General features: G+C 36.2%; 17 protein-coding genes. 3 read left to right on the plus strand and 14 right to left on the minus strand.

From position 1 onward, the window contains the following. Positions 1–17: 17 nt before the first annotated feature. The 4 genes from ACI6PB_RS10205 to ACI6PB_RS10220 all read right to left on the minus strand — a co-directional run bounded on the left by ACI6PB_RS10205 (position 18) and on the right by ACI6PB_RS10220 (position 3,483). Positions 18–221: a hypothetical protein gene (locus ACI6PB_RS10205; protein ID WP_025086064.1), complete on the minus strand. Its 204-nt coding sequence runs from the start codon at positions 219–221 to the stop codon at positions 18–20. Then, on the minus strand, positions 221–1,981 hold the full coding sequence (gene spxB, locus ACI6PB_RS10210) for a pyruvate oxidase (RefSeq protein WP_025086063.1): 1,761 nt from the start codon (positions 1,979–1,981) through the stop codon (positions 221–223). Before spxB ends, ACI6PB_RS10205 begins: the two co-directional genes overlap by 1 nt. A gap of 143 nt (positions 1,982–2,124) precedes the next feature. Further along, on the minus strand, positions 2,125–3,057 hold the full coding sequence (locus tag ACI6PB_RS10215; protein ID WP_404399115.1) for an IS30 family transposase: 933 nt from the start codon (positions 3,055–3,057) through the stop codon (positions 2,125–2,127). Between the two features lie 177 nt (positions 3,058–3,234). Then, a complete protein-coding gene (locus tag ACI6PB_RS10220) occupies positions 3,235–3,483 on the minus strand; it encodes a hypothetical protein (protein WP_025086062.1) in 249 nt (82 codons plus the stop codon). Between the two features lie 188 nt (positions 3,484–3,671). Here ACI6PB_RS10220 and ACI6PB_RS10225 point away from each other — a divergent pair, with 188 nt between their 5' ends. Then, the gene (locus tag ACI6PB_RS10225) at positions 3,672–4,328 is read left to right on the plus strand and encodes a phosphatase PAP2 family protein (protein WP_025086061.1); all 657 of its coding nucleotides are present in this window, start codon (positions 3,672–3,674) and stop codon (positions 4,326–4,328) included. Positions 4,329–4,368: 40 nt separating this feature from the next. On the opposite strand, the gene phnW is transcribed toward ACI6PB_RS10225, so the two are convergent. Genes phnW through phnD form a run of 6 tightly spaced genes read right to left on the minus strand, consistent with a single transcriptional unit; the run spans position 4,369 to position 9,716 of the window. After that, positions 4,369–5,460 (minus strand): 2-aminoethylphosphonate--pyruvate transaminase, encoded by a 1,092-nt coding sequence (phnW, locus tag ACI6PB_RS10230; RefSeq protein ID WP_309510728.1) that lies wholly within the window; start codon positions 5,458–5,460, stop codon positions 4,369–4,371. Next, a complete protein-coding gene (phnX, locus tag ACI6PB_RS10235; RefSeq protein ID WP_404278204.1) occupies positions 5,454–6,248 on the minus strand; it encodes a phosphonoacetaldehyde hydrolase in 795 nt (264 codons plus the stop codon). The genes phnW and phnX overlap by 7 nt, the downstream gene beginning before the upstream one ends. 18 nt (positions 6,249–6,266) lie before the next feature. Then, positions 6,267–7,118 (minus strand): ABC transporter permease, encoded by an 852-nt coding sequence (locus ACI6PB_RS10240; RefSeq protein ID WP_025084455.1) that lies wholly within the window; start codon positions 7,116–7,118, stop codon positions 6,267–6,269. Next, complete coding sequence (locus ACI6PB_RS10245; RefSeq protein WP_025084454.1) at positions 7,115–7,906, minus strand: ABC transporter permease; 792 nt, start codon at positions 7,904–7,906, stop codon at positions 7,115–7,117. The genes ACI6PB_RS10240 and ACI6PB_RS10245 overlap by 4 nt, the downstream gene beginning before the upstream one ends. Continuing rightward, positions 7,906–8,661, minus strand: coding sequence for a phosphonate ABC transporter ATP-binding protein (gene phnC, locus ACI6PB_RS10250; protein WP_054642474.1), 756 nt, complete (start codon positions 8,659–8,661; stop codon positions 7,906–7,908). Before phnC ends, ACI6PB_RS10245 begins: the two co-directional genes overlap by 1 nt. Positions 8,662–8,672: 11 nt before the next feature. Next, positions 8,673–9,716, minus strand: a complete 1,044-nt coding sequence (phnD, locus tag ACI6PB_RS10255) for a phosphate/phosphite/phosphonate ABC transporter substrate-binding protein (protein ID WP_404327386.1) — start codon at positions 9,714–9,716, stop codon at positions 8,673–8,675. A gap of 194 nt (positions 9,717–9,910) precedes the next feature. Here phnD and ACI6PB_RS10260 point away from each other — a divergent pair, with 194 nt between their 5' ends. After that, entirely contained in the window at positions 9,911–10,780 is an 870-nt protein-coding gene (locus ACI6PB_RS10260) for an aldo/keto reductase (protein WP_309510727.1), read from the plus strand. 47 nt (positions 10,781–10,827) lie between these two features. Here ACI6PB_RS10260 and ACI6PB_RS10265 read toward each other — a convergent pair whose 3' ends face one another. Genes ACI6PB_RS10265 through ACI6PB_RS10275 form a run of 3 tightly spaced genes read right to left on the minus strand, consistent with a single transcriptional unit; the run spans position 10,828 to position 12,678 of the window. Next, entirely contained in the window at positions 10,828–11,604 is a 777-nt protein-coding gene (locus ACI6PB_RS10265) for a hypothetical protein (RefSeq protein WP_025084450.1), read from the minus strand. After that, positions 11,601–12,311 (minus strand): ABC transporter ATP-binding protein, encoded by a 711-nt coding sequence (locus ACI6PB_RS10270; RefSeq protein WP_056955952.1) that lies wholly within the window; start codon positions 12,309–12,311, stop codon positions 11,601–11,603. The genes ACI6PB_RS10265 and ACI6PB_RS10270 overlap by 4 nt, the downstream gene beginning before the upstream one ends. After that, on the minus strand, positions 12,304–12,678 hold the full coding sequence (locus tag ACI6PB_RS10275) for a GntR family transcriptional regulator (RefSeq protein ID WP_404327387.1): 375 nt from the start codon (positions 12,676–12,678) through the stop codon (positions 12,304–12,306). Before ACI6PB_RS10275 ends, ACI6PB_RS10270 begins: the two co-directional genes overlap by 8 nt. Before the next feature lie 194 nt (positions 12,679–12,872). Between ACI6PB_RS10275 and ACI6PB_RS10280 the strand changes: the two genes are divergently transcribed. Next, positions 12,873–13,805, plus strand: coding sequence for an IS30 family transposase (locus ACI6PB_RS10280; RefSeq protein ID WP_034544610.1), 933 nt, complete (start codon positions 12,873–12,875; stop codon positions 13,803–13,805). A gap of 65 nt (positions 13,806–13,870) precedes the next feature. Here the strand turns inward: ACI6PB_RS10280 and ACI6PB_RS10285 are convergent, their stop codons facing one another. Further along, positions 13,871–15,037 (minus strand): cation:proton antiporter, encoded by a 1,167-nt coding sequence (locus tag ACI6PB_RS10285; protein WP_404327388.1) that lies wholly within the window; start codon positions 15,035–15,037, stop codon positions 13,871–13,873. Positions 15,038–15,039: the final 2 nt, after the last annotated feature.

Raw genomic sequence — 15,039 nt, forward strand, 5'->3', positions numbered from 1 at the left:
TTATCCCGTCTTTTATTTTACTTGTTTATCAAATAATTATATAGACCGTACATTGTAGAATCTTTCAAAGGTAATTTTCGATTATCTTCGGTTGCCTGAATAATTTTGACATAATCTTCAAAGTCAGGTACTTCCAATTGCTGAATGGCTACGAACTGATCACCATTTTTATACTCCTTTGTCTTCTCCACCTTGCCATCTAAATAATCTATTTTTAACATTACTGATTGTCTCCTTGAGCTCTCAAAATTTCTCCGAGTGAAGGTTGTTCCTTAACATCGATATGATACTTCTTTGCATAGGCATCAACTGCATCTTGACCATACAATTTAGGATCCAAAGGCATAAAGGCCGTTGCTATTGGATCATCTTGTTTAATCACTGCATTAACGACGATTGGTTTCTTGTTTCCAGAAGCCTGTAGCTCTTTAATCTTATCGAATGTTTCATTAACATCCTTAATTGATTTAACAGTAAATCCAATTCCGCCAAGGCCTTCGGCCACTTTAGCCCAGTCAGCACCTGTCAAATCAACTCCGTACAAGTGTTGTTTTGATGCAACTTGTTCATAGTAGATAAAGCCTAATCTTTCATTTGAAAGAATGACATTAACAACTGGCAATCCATATCTAGCTTCGGTAATTAAATCAGGCGCTACCATTGAGAAACCACCATCACCTGAAAGCGTCCAAGCTTGACCTTCAGGAACACTCAAAGCACCAGCTAATCCGGCTGGTAATCCAAAGCCCATTGTTGCAAACAAGCCTGACAAGGCAAAACGTTGATTGTGATTCATTGGTAATCCACGAACACCAAATTCGGTTACATTACCAGTATCAACACCATATGTATCATTAGGACCCGCCATTTCGGCAATCTTACTTGTAACTGTTTCTGGATTCAATCCTTCACTGTCATCTTTAGCAAGTTTATCTAACCATTTGTCCCAGTTAGCTTTATTTTCTTGGTTAGCTTTCAACCAAACACCAGCTGGTAAAGTTTCTTTGGTGTCGATCAAAGCTTGCAAATAACTCTTCGCATCGGCTATAACTGCATAATCAACATCAACTGTTTTACCAATATCGTAAGGATTATTGTTTACATCGATAATCTTGACATTTTCTGGCCAGAATCTAGCAAATGGAAATTCCGATCCAATGAATAAAATTAAATCAGTATGCTGTAACGCTTCAAATCCTGACTTGCTTCCTAAACGCCCAAATGTACCAATGAAATTAGGATGATCAGTGCTGATAACACCAGATGCTGGAACTGTATTCATGACTGGAATATTAAATTGTTCTGAAAACTTAGTCAAAACATCTCTTGCTCCCAATAAACCACGTCCAGCATATACAAGTGGATGTTTAGCTTCTTTTAACATCTTCAAAGTATTTTGAACATCGTCTGGATTGATTGTTTGAGAATAAGTATTCTTTACAATCTTTGGAGTTTTAGCAGGTGTATAATCAATTTCTTTAGTTGTTAAATCTTCTGGCAAAATAACAACTGCTACACCATTTTGACGATATGCTTCACGAATAGCTTGATTAATTACATAAGGGATTTGTTCAGCTGTTGTAACAGTACGATTATAAACTGCCACATCACTAAACATTGGTCCCTCATCCATTTCTTGGAAGTAATTAGTATTCATATTTTCTTGTGGTACTTGACCTACTAAAGCCAAAACAGGAACGTGATCCATCTTGGCATCATACAATCCATTGAATAAATGTGTAGCACCAGGGCCGGCAGAACCAAAAGCGACACCAATCTTACCAGTAAACTTAGCATCAGCTGAAGCAGCAATGGCACCTACTTCTTCATGACGTACTTGAATATATTTAACTTTATCTTTTTCTAAATAAAGCCCCTCAACTGTATGATTGATTGAACCACCAGGTACTCCATAAATGTGGTCAACACCCCAATCCTCAAGAACTTTTACTAAAGCTTGTCCAGCTATCATTTTTGTCATATTTACACTTTCCTTTCGAAAACCTCAACTAACATTTATGCATAACTATATAAGTTGCCTGCAAACGCTATCATCGAATACTTTAGTAAAAAAATCAAATAATTAATCTCGATACATTTTTAATTTATGGTAGATTGCAACAATTAATCGAATTTTTCGGACAAGTCACCAAAGAAGACTTGGAGTGGCGTTTTCCACCCTAAACATTTCCGGGGACGCCAGTTTAAGTACTTTGAGATCATAGTCAGCTCTTCGTCCGTAACGTTCTCAATTGGCTGGTTCTTTGGAATGTGTAGCCGAATCTCGCGGTTCAACCGTTCGTTGGTTCCGCGTTCATGTGGCGCATACGGGTGGGCAAAATAATGGGCAATTCCGCAGGCTTCAATTTCCTTGAAGCCTGCGAATTCCTTACCGTGATCACTGGTGATTGACTTGACCAAGCCGCGCAACTCCTCGTTAAGCTCTAGGATTGCCTTAGTCATAGCTTTACTATCACGTCCCGGTAAACGACGAATAATCATTAGTCGGGACTTACGATCAGTAAAGGTAGCTAGGACCTCGCCCCTGGTTTTTCCTGATAGGATGGTATCGACTTCAAAATGACCAATCTCTTGACGCAGGTTAGCCTCGTCCGGGCGTTGGTTGATAAACTTCGCCCCACGTGTGTACTGACCACGACCGTCGTGGCTCTTTCGGTACCGCACACCGTGGTCTGGAAGGACCTCGCGTTTGATGTCCAACCAGCCCTTGTCCAGCCAGTTATAGAGGGTTTTGAATGGCATTTGGAGAATATGCGCGATGACTTCAAAACTCCACCGCTGTTCGAGAATGATCCCACGGACGAATTCTCTTAAATTCTCTGTTAGAAGAGTTTTCCGCCCCCGGTGAGTTAGCTTCTTTTCGCGGTCTTCCTGAGCTTGATCAGCGTCATAGTATCCCTTAGGACAGCGCTTTAGTTCATAGTTGATGGTTGAAGGAACTACACCAACTTCTTCAGCAATTTGTTTTTGTGAGTAACCAACCTTAAGCAGCGTTTGGATGACAGTTCTATCCGATAATGTTAAAATGTGACTCATGGGTAATGGACTCCTATTGTTTATAGTTTTGTCACTTAAAACAATACCGGGTCCATTGCCCTTTTTCTATCCAAATTTTTCGTCTGGGTAGAATTCTATTTAATCTTACAATCTACCTTATATAAAAACTTTTAATCCATAAAAAAAGCAGGGTAAGCACCCTGCTTTGTAATTTCATTAATTGTTGAAAAATTGTGATATAACTAGGAAAACTATTCCACCAACAATTACCCCAATACCAATAATAAGATAATTCCACAATCCCAATACCCCTAACAGAATTAGGATAATACCAATTATTGGATGATGTAACAATGCAATTCCCGTCTTGATAAATAACCAAATAATTACAAGAATTGCCACCCCAATAGCAATCAATATCGGTGCCGAGCTACTAGTCGTGCTGGCTGCCATTAATGTAAGCATTTTAAGCCTCCTTTTGTAGATTAGATTATATCATTAATGGCTTTAGATAGTGTATTATTTTGTATAATTAAATATCTTTTAAAAAAGTATGGAATTTACTGTAAATATTATGAAAATAATATTACAATCAAAGCTTAAAGCAATTACGGGTGCGTATATTTATCTTTTTGATCCAAAGGAGTTTTATTTTGATATTTAAATCAAATAATCACAGAAAATGGCTTTCTTTAGTCTATATAATTATCTTCTTTTTACTAGAGATCATGATTGTTAGCAATAATTCATTCATTTTAGAATTTGATCACTCTATTCAAAATATTCTAGGTAGTATGGTCTCGCCTATTAATACTAAAGTATTTTCTACAATCACATTTTTAGGTAGCCCTATGATGGACATTATTTATCTATTATTAATTATGTTTATTCTTTTCAAAAGGGGTAAAAAGGATTCTAGTTTGTGGATTGGCTTTGTTCTGATTAGTGGGAATATTATTGCTTTCCTTGTAAAAATGACTGTCAGACGTCAAAGACCTTTAGGAAAAATCATTCCTGCTTCTGGATACAGTTTTCCAAGTGGACATGTCTTCGGAACTACCCTAGTTATTCTGACATTGATTTTTCTGATTCTACCGACTATCAAAAATATAGCTACTAGAAAAACTATTACAGTATTACTAATAACCTGGCTTATCATTGTTGCCATCTCAAGAGTATATTTAAGAGGACATTTTCCTAGTGATGCAATTGGAAGTGCTTTACTGGCTGGCACCTGGTGGGAATGTTGTGAATTATTATATTTAAGATACTATGATTCAATCACTCATCTATTTGATCATAGAAACTAAAAAACACTCAATCGACTCTAACAGTCGACTGAGTGTTTTTTTATCTATCAACGATTTCTTTAACAGCTAATAATAATTTTGTAATGTCCTCATCGTAAACTTCTCCAATATTACCAATTCTAAATGTCGGTACTTGAGAAATTTTTCCAGGATAAATAACAAAACCATCTTCCTTTAATTCTTGATAAAACTTATGAAAATCAAAATCATCACTTGGATAAATAAATGATGTGATAATTGGTGATTGGAATTTTCTATCTATTAAAACCTTAAAACCAAGTTCTTCCATACCAGCAGCTAAATGCTTTTGATTATTCACATAACGTTGATGACGGGCCACTACGCCGCCTTCTTCATTCAACTCTTTTAGAGCTTCTGCAAAAGCATGAACAACATGAGTAGGTGAAGTAAATCTCCACTTACCATTATTGCGTTCCATTTCAGCATATTGATCATATAGATCAAGTGACAGTGTTCTAGCAATTCCTTTAGCGGCTTCTAAAATACTTCTTCTAGCAATAACAAATGAGAATCCAGGTACACCTTGAATACATTTATTAGAGCTACTAATCAAGAAATCAATTTTATTAGCTTTCATGTCAATTGGAACTCCACCAAAACTACTCATTGCATCGACAATTGTAATTACTCCACGATCACTAACTTTGGGAATAATTTCTTCAATTGGATTTAGAATTCCAGTTGTTGTTTCACAATGAATCATTGCAAAATGAGTTACATCTGGATTTTCATCCAAAACTTTTGTGACCTGTTCCAAAGTAATTGGTTGTCTTTCATCAACAACTAAATCAACATGCTTAATACCATAAACGTCAGCCATTTCACTGATACGTTTACCATAAGCGCCATTAATAGCAATAAACAATTTATCGTTGTCAGAAATAGTCGAACTAATTACCGATTCAACCCCATATGTCCCACTACCTTGAATCGGTACAGCTGAATATTCTTTTTCACTGACTTGTGCTAAATCTAATAACGAATGACGAAATGACTGTGTTATTCGTTTATAATCATCATCCCAAGTACAGTAGTCAAAATCCATTGCACCTTTTACTTTTTCACTGGTGGTTAATGGTCCGGGTGTTAGAAGCAAATATTTTTTTACCATTTTTTATCCATCGATTCATTTAAATATTCAATAATTTGAACCAAGTCATAAATACTGTCAATTATAAAATCAGCATTAACAGATTCAAATTTGCGTTTCACTTCATTACGTTTAGCAATTTGTTGCTCGTTATCCAATTCATCAAATTCAACCTGTGATAATCCCATTAAACTACTGCCTTCGACTATCCCAACTGTTTTGACACCAGCATTACGACCTTCTTCAATATCTACTAAAGTATCCCCTACTTTAAGTACCTTCTTGGAATCATCAATATTAAATTTTCTCATAATCAATTGGATCATTGCTGGAGAAGGACGCCCTTGATTATTAACATCTTCTGATGTCACAACCAGATCAGGGGTATAACCATATTCTGCAGCTTTATATTCAACAATTTTCATCATTTCCGCAGTATAACCAGTAGTAGTTGCAACTTTAATGCCGTAATCCTTCAAATAATTAAAAGTCTTCAATACGCCTGATTTCAACTCTGTATATTCTTTCAAATAATGAATCAATGATTGTTGAAAACCGGCGTAGATTTTCTTACGGTCATCATTGTTGGGTAATGCTGAATATTTTTCTTGCCACTGCTGCTTAACATCATCAAGATTAAGAATTTTGCCAATGTGATCCCACTTAGCCATTCCCATATCTCGACGAATTTCTTCATCACTTAATTCTATTCCGGCATCCTTAAATGCTTTTTTGAATGCGATGACTGGTGCTAAACTTCCATAGTCAACGGTTGTTCCCGCCCAGTCGAAAATAACTGCTTCAATCATAAAAATTCTCTCCCTAACTTAACGATCTAAATAGAAATGTCTTATTTTGACCGCAATAAACTCAAGCAAAAATGTTACTAAAATAATTAAGTAAACGATAAATCCTACTTCGTGGAAATCAAAACTCATACCACTAGCAACGAATAATTGATATCCAATTCCTCCGGCACCAGCGGCTGCACCAACGGCAATTGCATTAGCAAAGTTAATCTCTAAACGAATAAATGTCCATGAGACAAACGAGGCCATGATGGTTGGCCAAATAGCTTGAAATACAATCACCCAAAATTTACTTCCCGTAACTTCCAGCGATTCAATAGTAGATTTATCAATTCCTTCAATACTCTCTGAATAAGCTTTTGTTAAGTAGGCCACACTGTGGAAACTTAAGCCTAAAATAGCTGCAGTTGATCCTAATCCGCAGACAATGGAAAAGATCAAAGCCCAGATAATTGTTGGAATAGCTCTTACAACGGCCATAACAACTCTAATTATTGTTCCTAGATAAACATTGGTTAGATTCTTGGAAGCCAGAACAGCAAAGAAGAATCCAAATACAGCTCCAATAATGGTTGTCATAATTGAAATGAGTAAACTCATCCCTAAACCTTGTAATAATTCTCCTAATCCATCACTACCAGTACTAGGTTGTAAAAACATTTGGTGGAGTGTTGATGTTAACTCTTTAACTGCTGCATTTAACTGCACGTTAGCAGTATCCAAATGCGTCAGTGTAAAACCTGTGATCAACAATAATGAGACAAATACTAGTAAAATCATTACTCGGGATAAACTAGTCTCATGTAGTTTAATGTTGGGTGAACTTGGTAACTGAGGTTTTTTAATAACCCTATCTTCGCTATCTATCATAAGATCACCTTTCTAATTTGATTTGAAATTAATTCCAGTCCAATTACCACAATAATAATGGACAAGACAGTCATTCCAGCAGCATCAAATCTAAAACTCTTGTAATACAAATCGAAAATGAATCCAATTCCTGTACCTGTCAAAATCCCAACCAACGTAGCATCACGAACATTATTTTCTATCATATAAAGAATCCAACTTAGAACACTTGGCAAGATTTGTGGCAAAACAGCTTGAAAGATAACTTGGAAGTAGCTTGCTCCTGTAGCCTTCAAAGCCAACATTGTCTCACTCGCCTCATCTTCAATAATCTCCATAAAAGCACGAATTAAAAACCCAATGGACATTAATAGCAAAGCTAAGAATCCAGTAAAATCACTTTGTTTAAATGAAAATAATAAAATCATTGACCAAGCAACTAATGGAATATTTCTAAAGAAAGAAGCTATTCCACGTACAATCAATTGAACAAAGCCATTTATACCAGTGACTTTAGAACCAATTAGAGCTACAAAGATGGAAATAATGGCAGCCACTACTGTTGAAGAAATGGCCAACAACACCGTTTGCATCAATTTTTGCCAAATTTTGGGTAGATACTCTACTGACTTAGCTGTAGGTTGAAAGTTTATGCCTAGCCACCCAAAGGCTCTGGGAACTGCCATTAGTCCGCTTAAATTATCAAAGTTTAGAATCCAACTACCTAATATATAGGTACCGCCAATAATTGCGATTATCGCGGTTTGATACCAACCTTTGCGTGTTAAATATTTTGCAGAAGATTGCATTATTCAAGCTCCTTTGTAATGTCTTGATCATAGAGCGTCCTCAAAATATCTTCTGATAACAAATCAGCGGCCTCATCAAAGACCAGTTGTCCTTTACGAATGCCAATAATTTGATCAGCATATTTTTTTGCCATATTTATTTGATGTAAATTAGCAACACAAATCAAATTGTATTCTTCAGTTAAATCTTTAAGTAATTGCATTACAGTTTGTGCAGATGCTGGATCAAGTGAGGCAATCGGTTCATCACACAAAATGACTTTTGGATGTTGAATCAAAGAACGGGCAATCCCAACTCGTTGTTTTTGACCACCGCTTAATTCAGAACATCTTTGTAATGCAAAGTCTTCCAAACCAACCTTTTTCAATAAAGACATGGCCTCTTCTTTTTCAGCTTGAGTATATCGGCCGAAAACACCTGCCAAAGTTGATTTATAGCCTAAACGTCCATGTAAAACATTTTCAATAACAGTCAATCGCTCAACCAAATTGTAATTTTGGAAAACCATTCCAATCTGACGACGATATTTTCTTAATTGAGCTTTATTAGCTGAACGAATATTACTACCATCAAGAAGAATTTCTCCATTGTCATCTTTAATCAATTGATTCAAGCTTCTCAAAATTGTAGTTTTACCTGCACCAGATGGTCCAATAATAGCCACAAATGTCCCTGGCTTAACACTGAAGGATATGTTTGTTAGAGCTGGATGATCTTTTTGGTAACTTTTGTCTAAATTCTTAACTTCTAACATAGGCCGCCTCTTTATTTACCAACTAGTTCATGAGTAGGTTTGTACCATTCATCATCAACTTTTAGAAGAACAGTTTTGTCTGTTTTCTTTTGCCATAGAGTTGGTGTTTTACCTTTTCCGTCAGAAAATAGGTCTTTATTATTTGTAATATCTTTTGATGTAAAGTGTTTTGCGATTGCGTCAATATCATCTTTACTTAGAGCTTTTGAATTTACAACGAAAGGTCCATTTTGTACTGGCAATACTGAAAGGTTAACTAATTCCTTACCTTTGAATTCTGCGAATGGTGCATCAGCATCACTTCTTACAGTAAATGTTGAACCAACCTTGTCATAACTACCGGATATAACTTTTAGGAATGGTGTAAGATCACCATCGTCAAATGCAGCAACGTCGGCATCACCTTTTAGTAAGTTAATAGCTGAACCTGGGTGAGTACTACCGTAAAGAACTTTATCGAAGAATTTGCCACCTTCTGATAATTGGTCTTTGTTTTTTAATTTAAAATGCTTTTGAATTTCATCTGTTGGTACGGCGAAACCTGAAGTTGAACTTGTTGAAACAAATGATGCTTTCTTACCTTTAATGTTATCAATACTGTACTTGCCGTCTTTTTTGTATTGGTCTGCTTTATCTTTTTGAACCATCAAATATGAACGGTAACTGGCACCCTTAGTTGTACCATCAGGACCTGATTGGAGAAGCAATGGAACAACTTTTTCATTCTTAGCATGTGCTTGAATATAACCATCCGCACCCATAAATGCTAATTGAGCCTTACCTGAAGCAATAGCTTCAATGGCAATATTGTAATCTGTAGTTGTTTGAATATTAATTTTCTTACCAGTTGCCTTGTGTAATTCTTCCTTCAATGCTTTTCTTGAAGCACTGAAGTTTTTAGCTGATTCATTTGGATAGAAAACCATTGTGATTTCCTTGCTGCTGTTACTACCAGCTTTTGGTGAAGCTGAACTCTTTGAAGAACAACCAGCTAAGACACCGGTTAATAATAAAAATACCCCTAGAAAAGCGGTTAATAATCGCCCTTTTTTCATAACTAACTCCCAACTTTCTATTTCATTTTTTCGAACAATCTTAGATTAACAAAGCAATGTAAATTAACGATTAACTTTCTGTAAAATATACTTTTATAAAATTTACATGTTTTAAACAATTTATATACAAATGAAGAACTTCCGCTGTTACCAAGTCAGCGCTATAATGAATTTGAAAAATGGGAGGTAAATTTATGGCAACAAATATTCCTTATATTGAATTAACAAATGGTGTTACAATCCCTCAAGTCGGCCTAGGTGTATTCCAAATGAGCGACGATGAAGTTCTTAATAGTGTTAAGTGGGCTATTGAGAGTGGCTACAGACATATTGATACCGCAAGTTTTTATGACAACGAAGAAGCTGTTGGCAAGGCAATTAAGACAACAGGAATTGATCGTAAATATCTTTTTATAACTACTAAAGTTTGGAATGATGTCCGCGGATATGATGAAACTATTGCTCAATTCAATAAGTCATTGAAAAAGTTAGATATGGACTATCTAGATTTATACTTAATTCATTGGCCAGCACCTGGTTTTGAAGAAAACTGGCGGGCTATGGAAGACTTATATAAACAAGGCAAGATTAAGGCTATTGGTGTTTCAAACTTCAAGGCTCATCATATTGAACAGTTAATGAAGACGGCCACGATTGCTCCAATGGTTGATCAGATTGAAACTCATCCTTATTTCCAAGAAAATGAACTTCATAAATACTTAAAGGATCATCACATTGCCCATGAATCATGGAGTCCACTTGGTGGTGGCGTCAACAAGGTTATTGCCGATCCAGTTATTAAACAAATTGCTGAGAATCATCAAAAATCACCAGCACAAGTAGTCTTACGTTGGCATATTCAACGTGGTGAGATCATCATCCCTAAATCAATTCATGAGAATCGTATTAAAGAAAATATTCAATTATTTGACTATCATTTCAATTTAACCCCTGAAGAAATGGAACAAATTTCTCAATTGGACAGTAATAAACGTGTTGGATCCGATCCTGATGATACTGAATTCTTAAAAAAATCATCAACCTATTCAACTCAAAATCACTAATAAGCATAAAAAAAAAGACCATCCTTCCGGATGATCTTTTTTATATCCTAACGAACCGTCTCAATCCAACGTTTCATCAAATAAATATTAATAACACTAAAGAGTACTATCCAAACACAGGCAATGCCTGAACCAATCCACAAAGTTGAATTCAATTGTCTAACGGTATCAATTTGGAAACCATTTTGATAGAACGCTGTAAAAATATTGAACATAACATAATTAAAAGCCCATAGTGATAAGCCAATGACAACTAAATAAACTAAGAACAAAACAAATTTTTGTCGACCAAATGGTAAAAAGCCACTGACCAAATTAACAATAAAATGAATCAAAGTAATACCAGACCAAATTACGATAGTAGCTAAAGCCATAAATAATAAAAATTGAATTGCTGCCATAATATCTTGGGAACTTACGTTGCCATTTAACTGTTTATATTTAGAGTATTTAATTGTTATAGCGATTAAATCTACTAAACCGTTTATAACAGTTTCCACAATCCATAGATAAACAGTTGCCAAAAATGTTGTCAATATATTGCTTAAATATAATTTCGTATCAGAAATAGGGATCAAACGATAATTACTACTTGTCAGGACACGTTCATTAACACGTGCCAACATAACAACACTAACAAGATTAACGATCATTATGCTTGAAACAAATAATACTGGAATAAGTTCAAAGCTACTATATCCCATTTTAAAAAGATTGATGAAAAAAATAACTACAATGGCTATTGCGTCAATTACTAAAATCCAATTCATCAATTTGAATTTATTCCACATTAGGTTTTTGCTTACTCCCCAAAAATTACTCATCGGGCTAATCCCCCTTCATAAACCTTTTCGTAATATTCTTCGATTCCTAAATGATATTTCATTTGAATATTTTCTACAGAATCGACTTCATAAACCGTCTGATCCTTGATGATCACAATATCATCCAACAAACTAGCGATTTCGGTCACATAGTGATCACTGATAATAATTGTTGAATCTTCAGTCTTCCAACGAATGATACTACTGATGATCTTCTTACGTGACATACTATCGATACCATTTAAAGGTTCGTCCAAAAGATACAACTTAGTTTCTCTTGATAAAGCTAAAGCTATTACTAACTTCCCTCGAGTACCTGTTGACAATGATGACAAACGCTTAGAAGCGTCTAAATTCAAATACTCAGAAATTTCTTTATATTTTTCATCGGAGAAGTCGCTATAAGCATTACGATAAAATCTAACGATATCATCAATTCTTGAACTTCTAGCGAAACCATCTAAATAATCACTCAAACTAACTTGAGATTTAATTTTAGATTTCTGTGTCATGCCATTAACCGCAATATTCTTTTCACTACTAGCATTAACTCCCGCAATCAAACGCATTAAAGTAGTTTTACCAGATCCATTCTCACCTAATAAACCAATAATCTTTCCACTATCTAGGCTCAAATTAATATGATTGAGAATTGTCTTACTATTTTTTCGATAACTAAGATTATCAATCTCCAGAATTTTACTCATGGTCATCATCCCTCTGTTTAACATAGTTGATAAAACTATCGATTATTTCGTCATTACTCATTTTTAAAGCGTGTAATTTATCATATGTTTCATCCAATGTACTCTTCACAATACGATCCCTCAATTCCCCAATAATTATCTCGTCGCTCGTTATGAAATTACCTTTACCTCGTTGAGCTGCAATAATATGCTCTTCAGTCATTTCCTTTAAAGCTTTTTGAACGGTATTAGAATTAGCTGTAAACTGAACTGCCAATTGTCGTACCGACGGTAATTGCGAACCTGGTTCATACTCATGTGCAATAATCTTATGATATAAAGTTTCTTTGATCTGCAAATATATCGGAATGTTATCAATATATTCCATTGTTTCTCCTCCATGCTGTCCTGCTACACTAATACGGTACATCCTAAATAAATAAAAATCAACTATTTTATTTATTTGGTAGATTGTAAGATTAAATAGAATTCTACCCAGACGAAAAATTTGGATAGAAAAAGGGCAATGGACCCGGTATTGTTTTAAGTGACAAAACTATAAACAATAGGAGTCCATTACCCATGAGTCACATTTTAACATTATCGGATAGAACTGTCATCCAAACGCTGCTTAAGGTTGGTTACTCACAAAAACAAATTGCTGAAGAAGTTGGTGTAGTTCCTTCAACCATCAACTATGAACTAAAGCGCTGTCCTAAGGGATACTATGACGCTGATCAAGCTCAGGAAGACTGCGAAAAGAAGCTAACTCACCGGGGGCGGAAAACTCTTCTAACAGAGAATTTAAGAGAATTCGTCCGTGGGATCATTCTCGAACAGCGGTGGAGTTTTGAAGTCATCGCGCATATTCTCCAAATGCCATTCAAAACCCTCTATAACTGGCTGGACAAGGGCTGGTTGGACATCAAACGCGAGGTCCTTCCAGACCACGGTGTGCGGTACCGAAAGAGCCACGACGGTCGTGGTCAGTACACACGTGGGGCGAAGTTTATCAACCAACGCCCGGACGAGGCTAACCTGCGTCAAGAGATTGGTCATTTTGAAGTCGATACCATCCTATCAGGAAAAACCAGGGGCGAGGTCCTAGCTACCTTTACTGATCGTAAGTCCCGACTAATGATTATTCGTCGTTTACCGGGACGTGATAGTAAAGCTATGACTAAGGCAATCCTAGAGCTTAACGAGGAGTTGCGCGGCTTGGTCAAGTCAATCACCAGTGATCACGGTAAGGAATTCGCAGGCTTCAAGGAAATTGAAGCCTGCGGAATTGCCCATTATTTTGCACACCCGTATGCGCCACATGAACGCGGAACCAACGAACGGTTGAACCGCGAGATTCGGCTACACATTCCAAAGAACCAGCCAATTGAGAGCGTTACGGACGAAGAGCTGACTATGATCTCAAAGTACTTAAACTGGCGTCCCCGGAAATGTTTAGGGTGGAAAACGCCACTCCAAGTCTTCTTTGGTGACTTGTCCGAAAAATTCGATTAATTGTTGCAATCTACCATTTACATAAAAAAATAGATACCTGTTTAAAATAACTGATATCTAAAATTCTAATCTTGAGCCAATGATTTTTTCAAAGTTTGCTTCAATAACAACGGTGAAATCAAAGTCACTAAAATAATAACTAAGATAATGGCTGAATAATCGGTATTATTCAATAAACCGGCTTGGTGCCCAATTTGTGCGGTAATCAAGCCCATCTCACCACGAGCTATCATCCCCGTTCCAATGACTGAGCTACTCAAGTTATCAAAACCACTGAACTTAGCGCCTAATCCACAACCAAGCCACTTGGTTAAAGCAGCTAAAATAACTAATACGATGACCAACATCAAATTTCTCAAAAAATGATTTAAAGTCATATTCAAACCAACACTTACAAAGAAAACAGGTATAAAAATCGAATTTCCTAGGGGCTCAACATGATCGGCCAAAATACTCTTATATGGTGTATTAGCCACGGCGATTCCGGCAAAGAAAGCACCAATAGCACCACTCAAACCGACTATATTAGCTAACCAAGCCATACTCAAACAGATAATCATCGACATGATTGTAACGCTTGATGGCACAATTAGACGTTCACCCAAATGCATCAAATATGGCGCAATCCATTTTACCAGTAAAAAGGTTCCACAGAAGAAAGCTAACTGTTCCAAAAGAATAATCAAAATTCCCGGCTGATGTCCACCCGCATGAATCCCTTGACTAGCCAACAAACTGATCATCAATGACAATAATAAAACACCAATAATATCATCTGCTACCGCAGCACCTAAAATAGTAGCTCCCTCACGAGTCGACAAAGCCTTATATTGTTTTAGTACAGCTACTGAAATGGAGACAGAAGTAGCCGAGAAGACAACTCCGATAAATAGAGATTCGAGGAAGGAAAAACCGAACAAATAAGTCACGCCACCCATGATTAAAACTGGCAAGATGACCCCAGAAATGGCCACAATAATGGCAGGACGCAAATATTTCCGTAATAATTTCAAATCACTTTCTAATCCACCTAAAAACATCAGAATAACAACCCCAATGTCGGAGAAAGCATTAACTAGCCCATCTAATTTTATCCAGTCAAGTATCGCTGGTCCTAATGCGATTCCTACCAACAGTTCACCAATAACAGCAGGTATCCCAATACGATTGGCAAAATGGCCGGCTATTGTAGTTGTAATTAAAATTAAACATAACGGCCCTATAAAATCCATTT

It is taken from the genome of Companilactobacillus paralimentarius (genome assembly GCF_963227125.1).
In the GTDB taxonomy this organism is placed as follows: Bacteria; Bacillota; Bacilli; order Lactobacillales; family Lactobacillaceae; genus Companilactobacillus; species Companilactobacillus paralimentarius.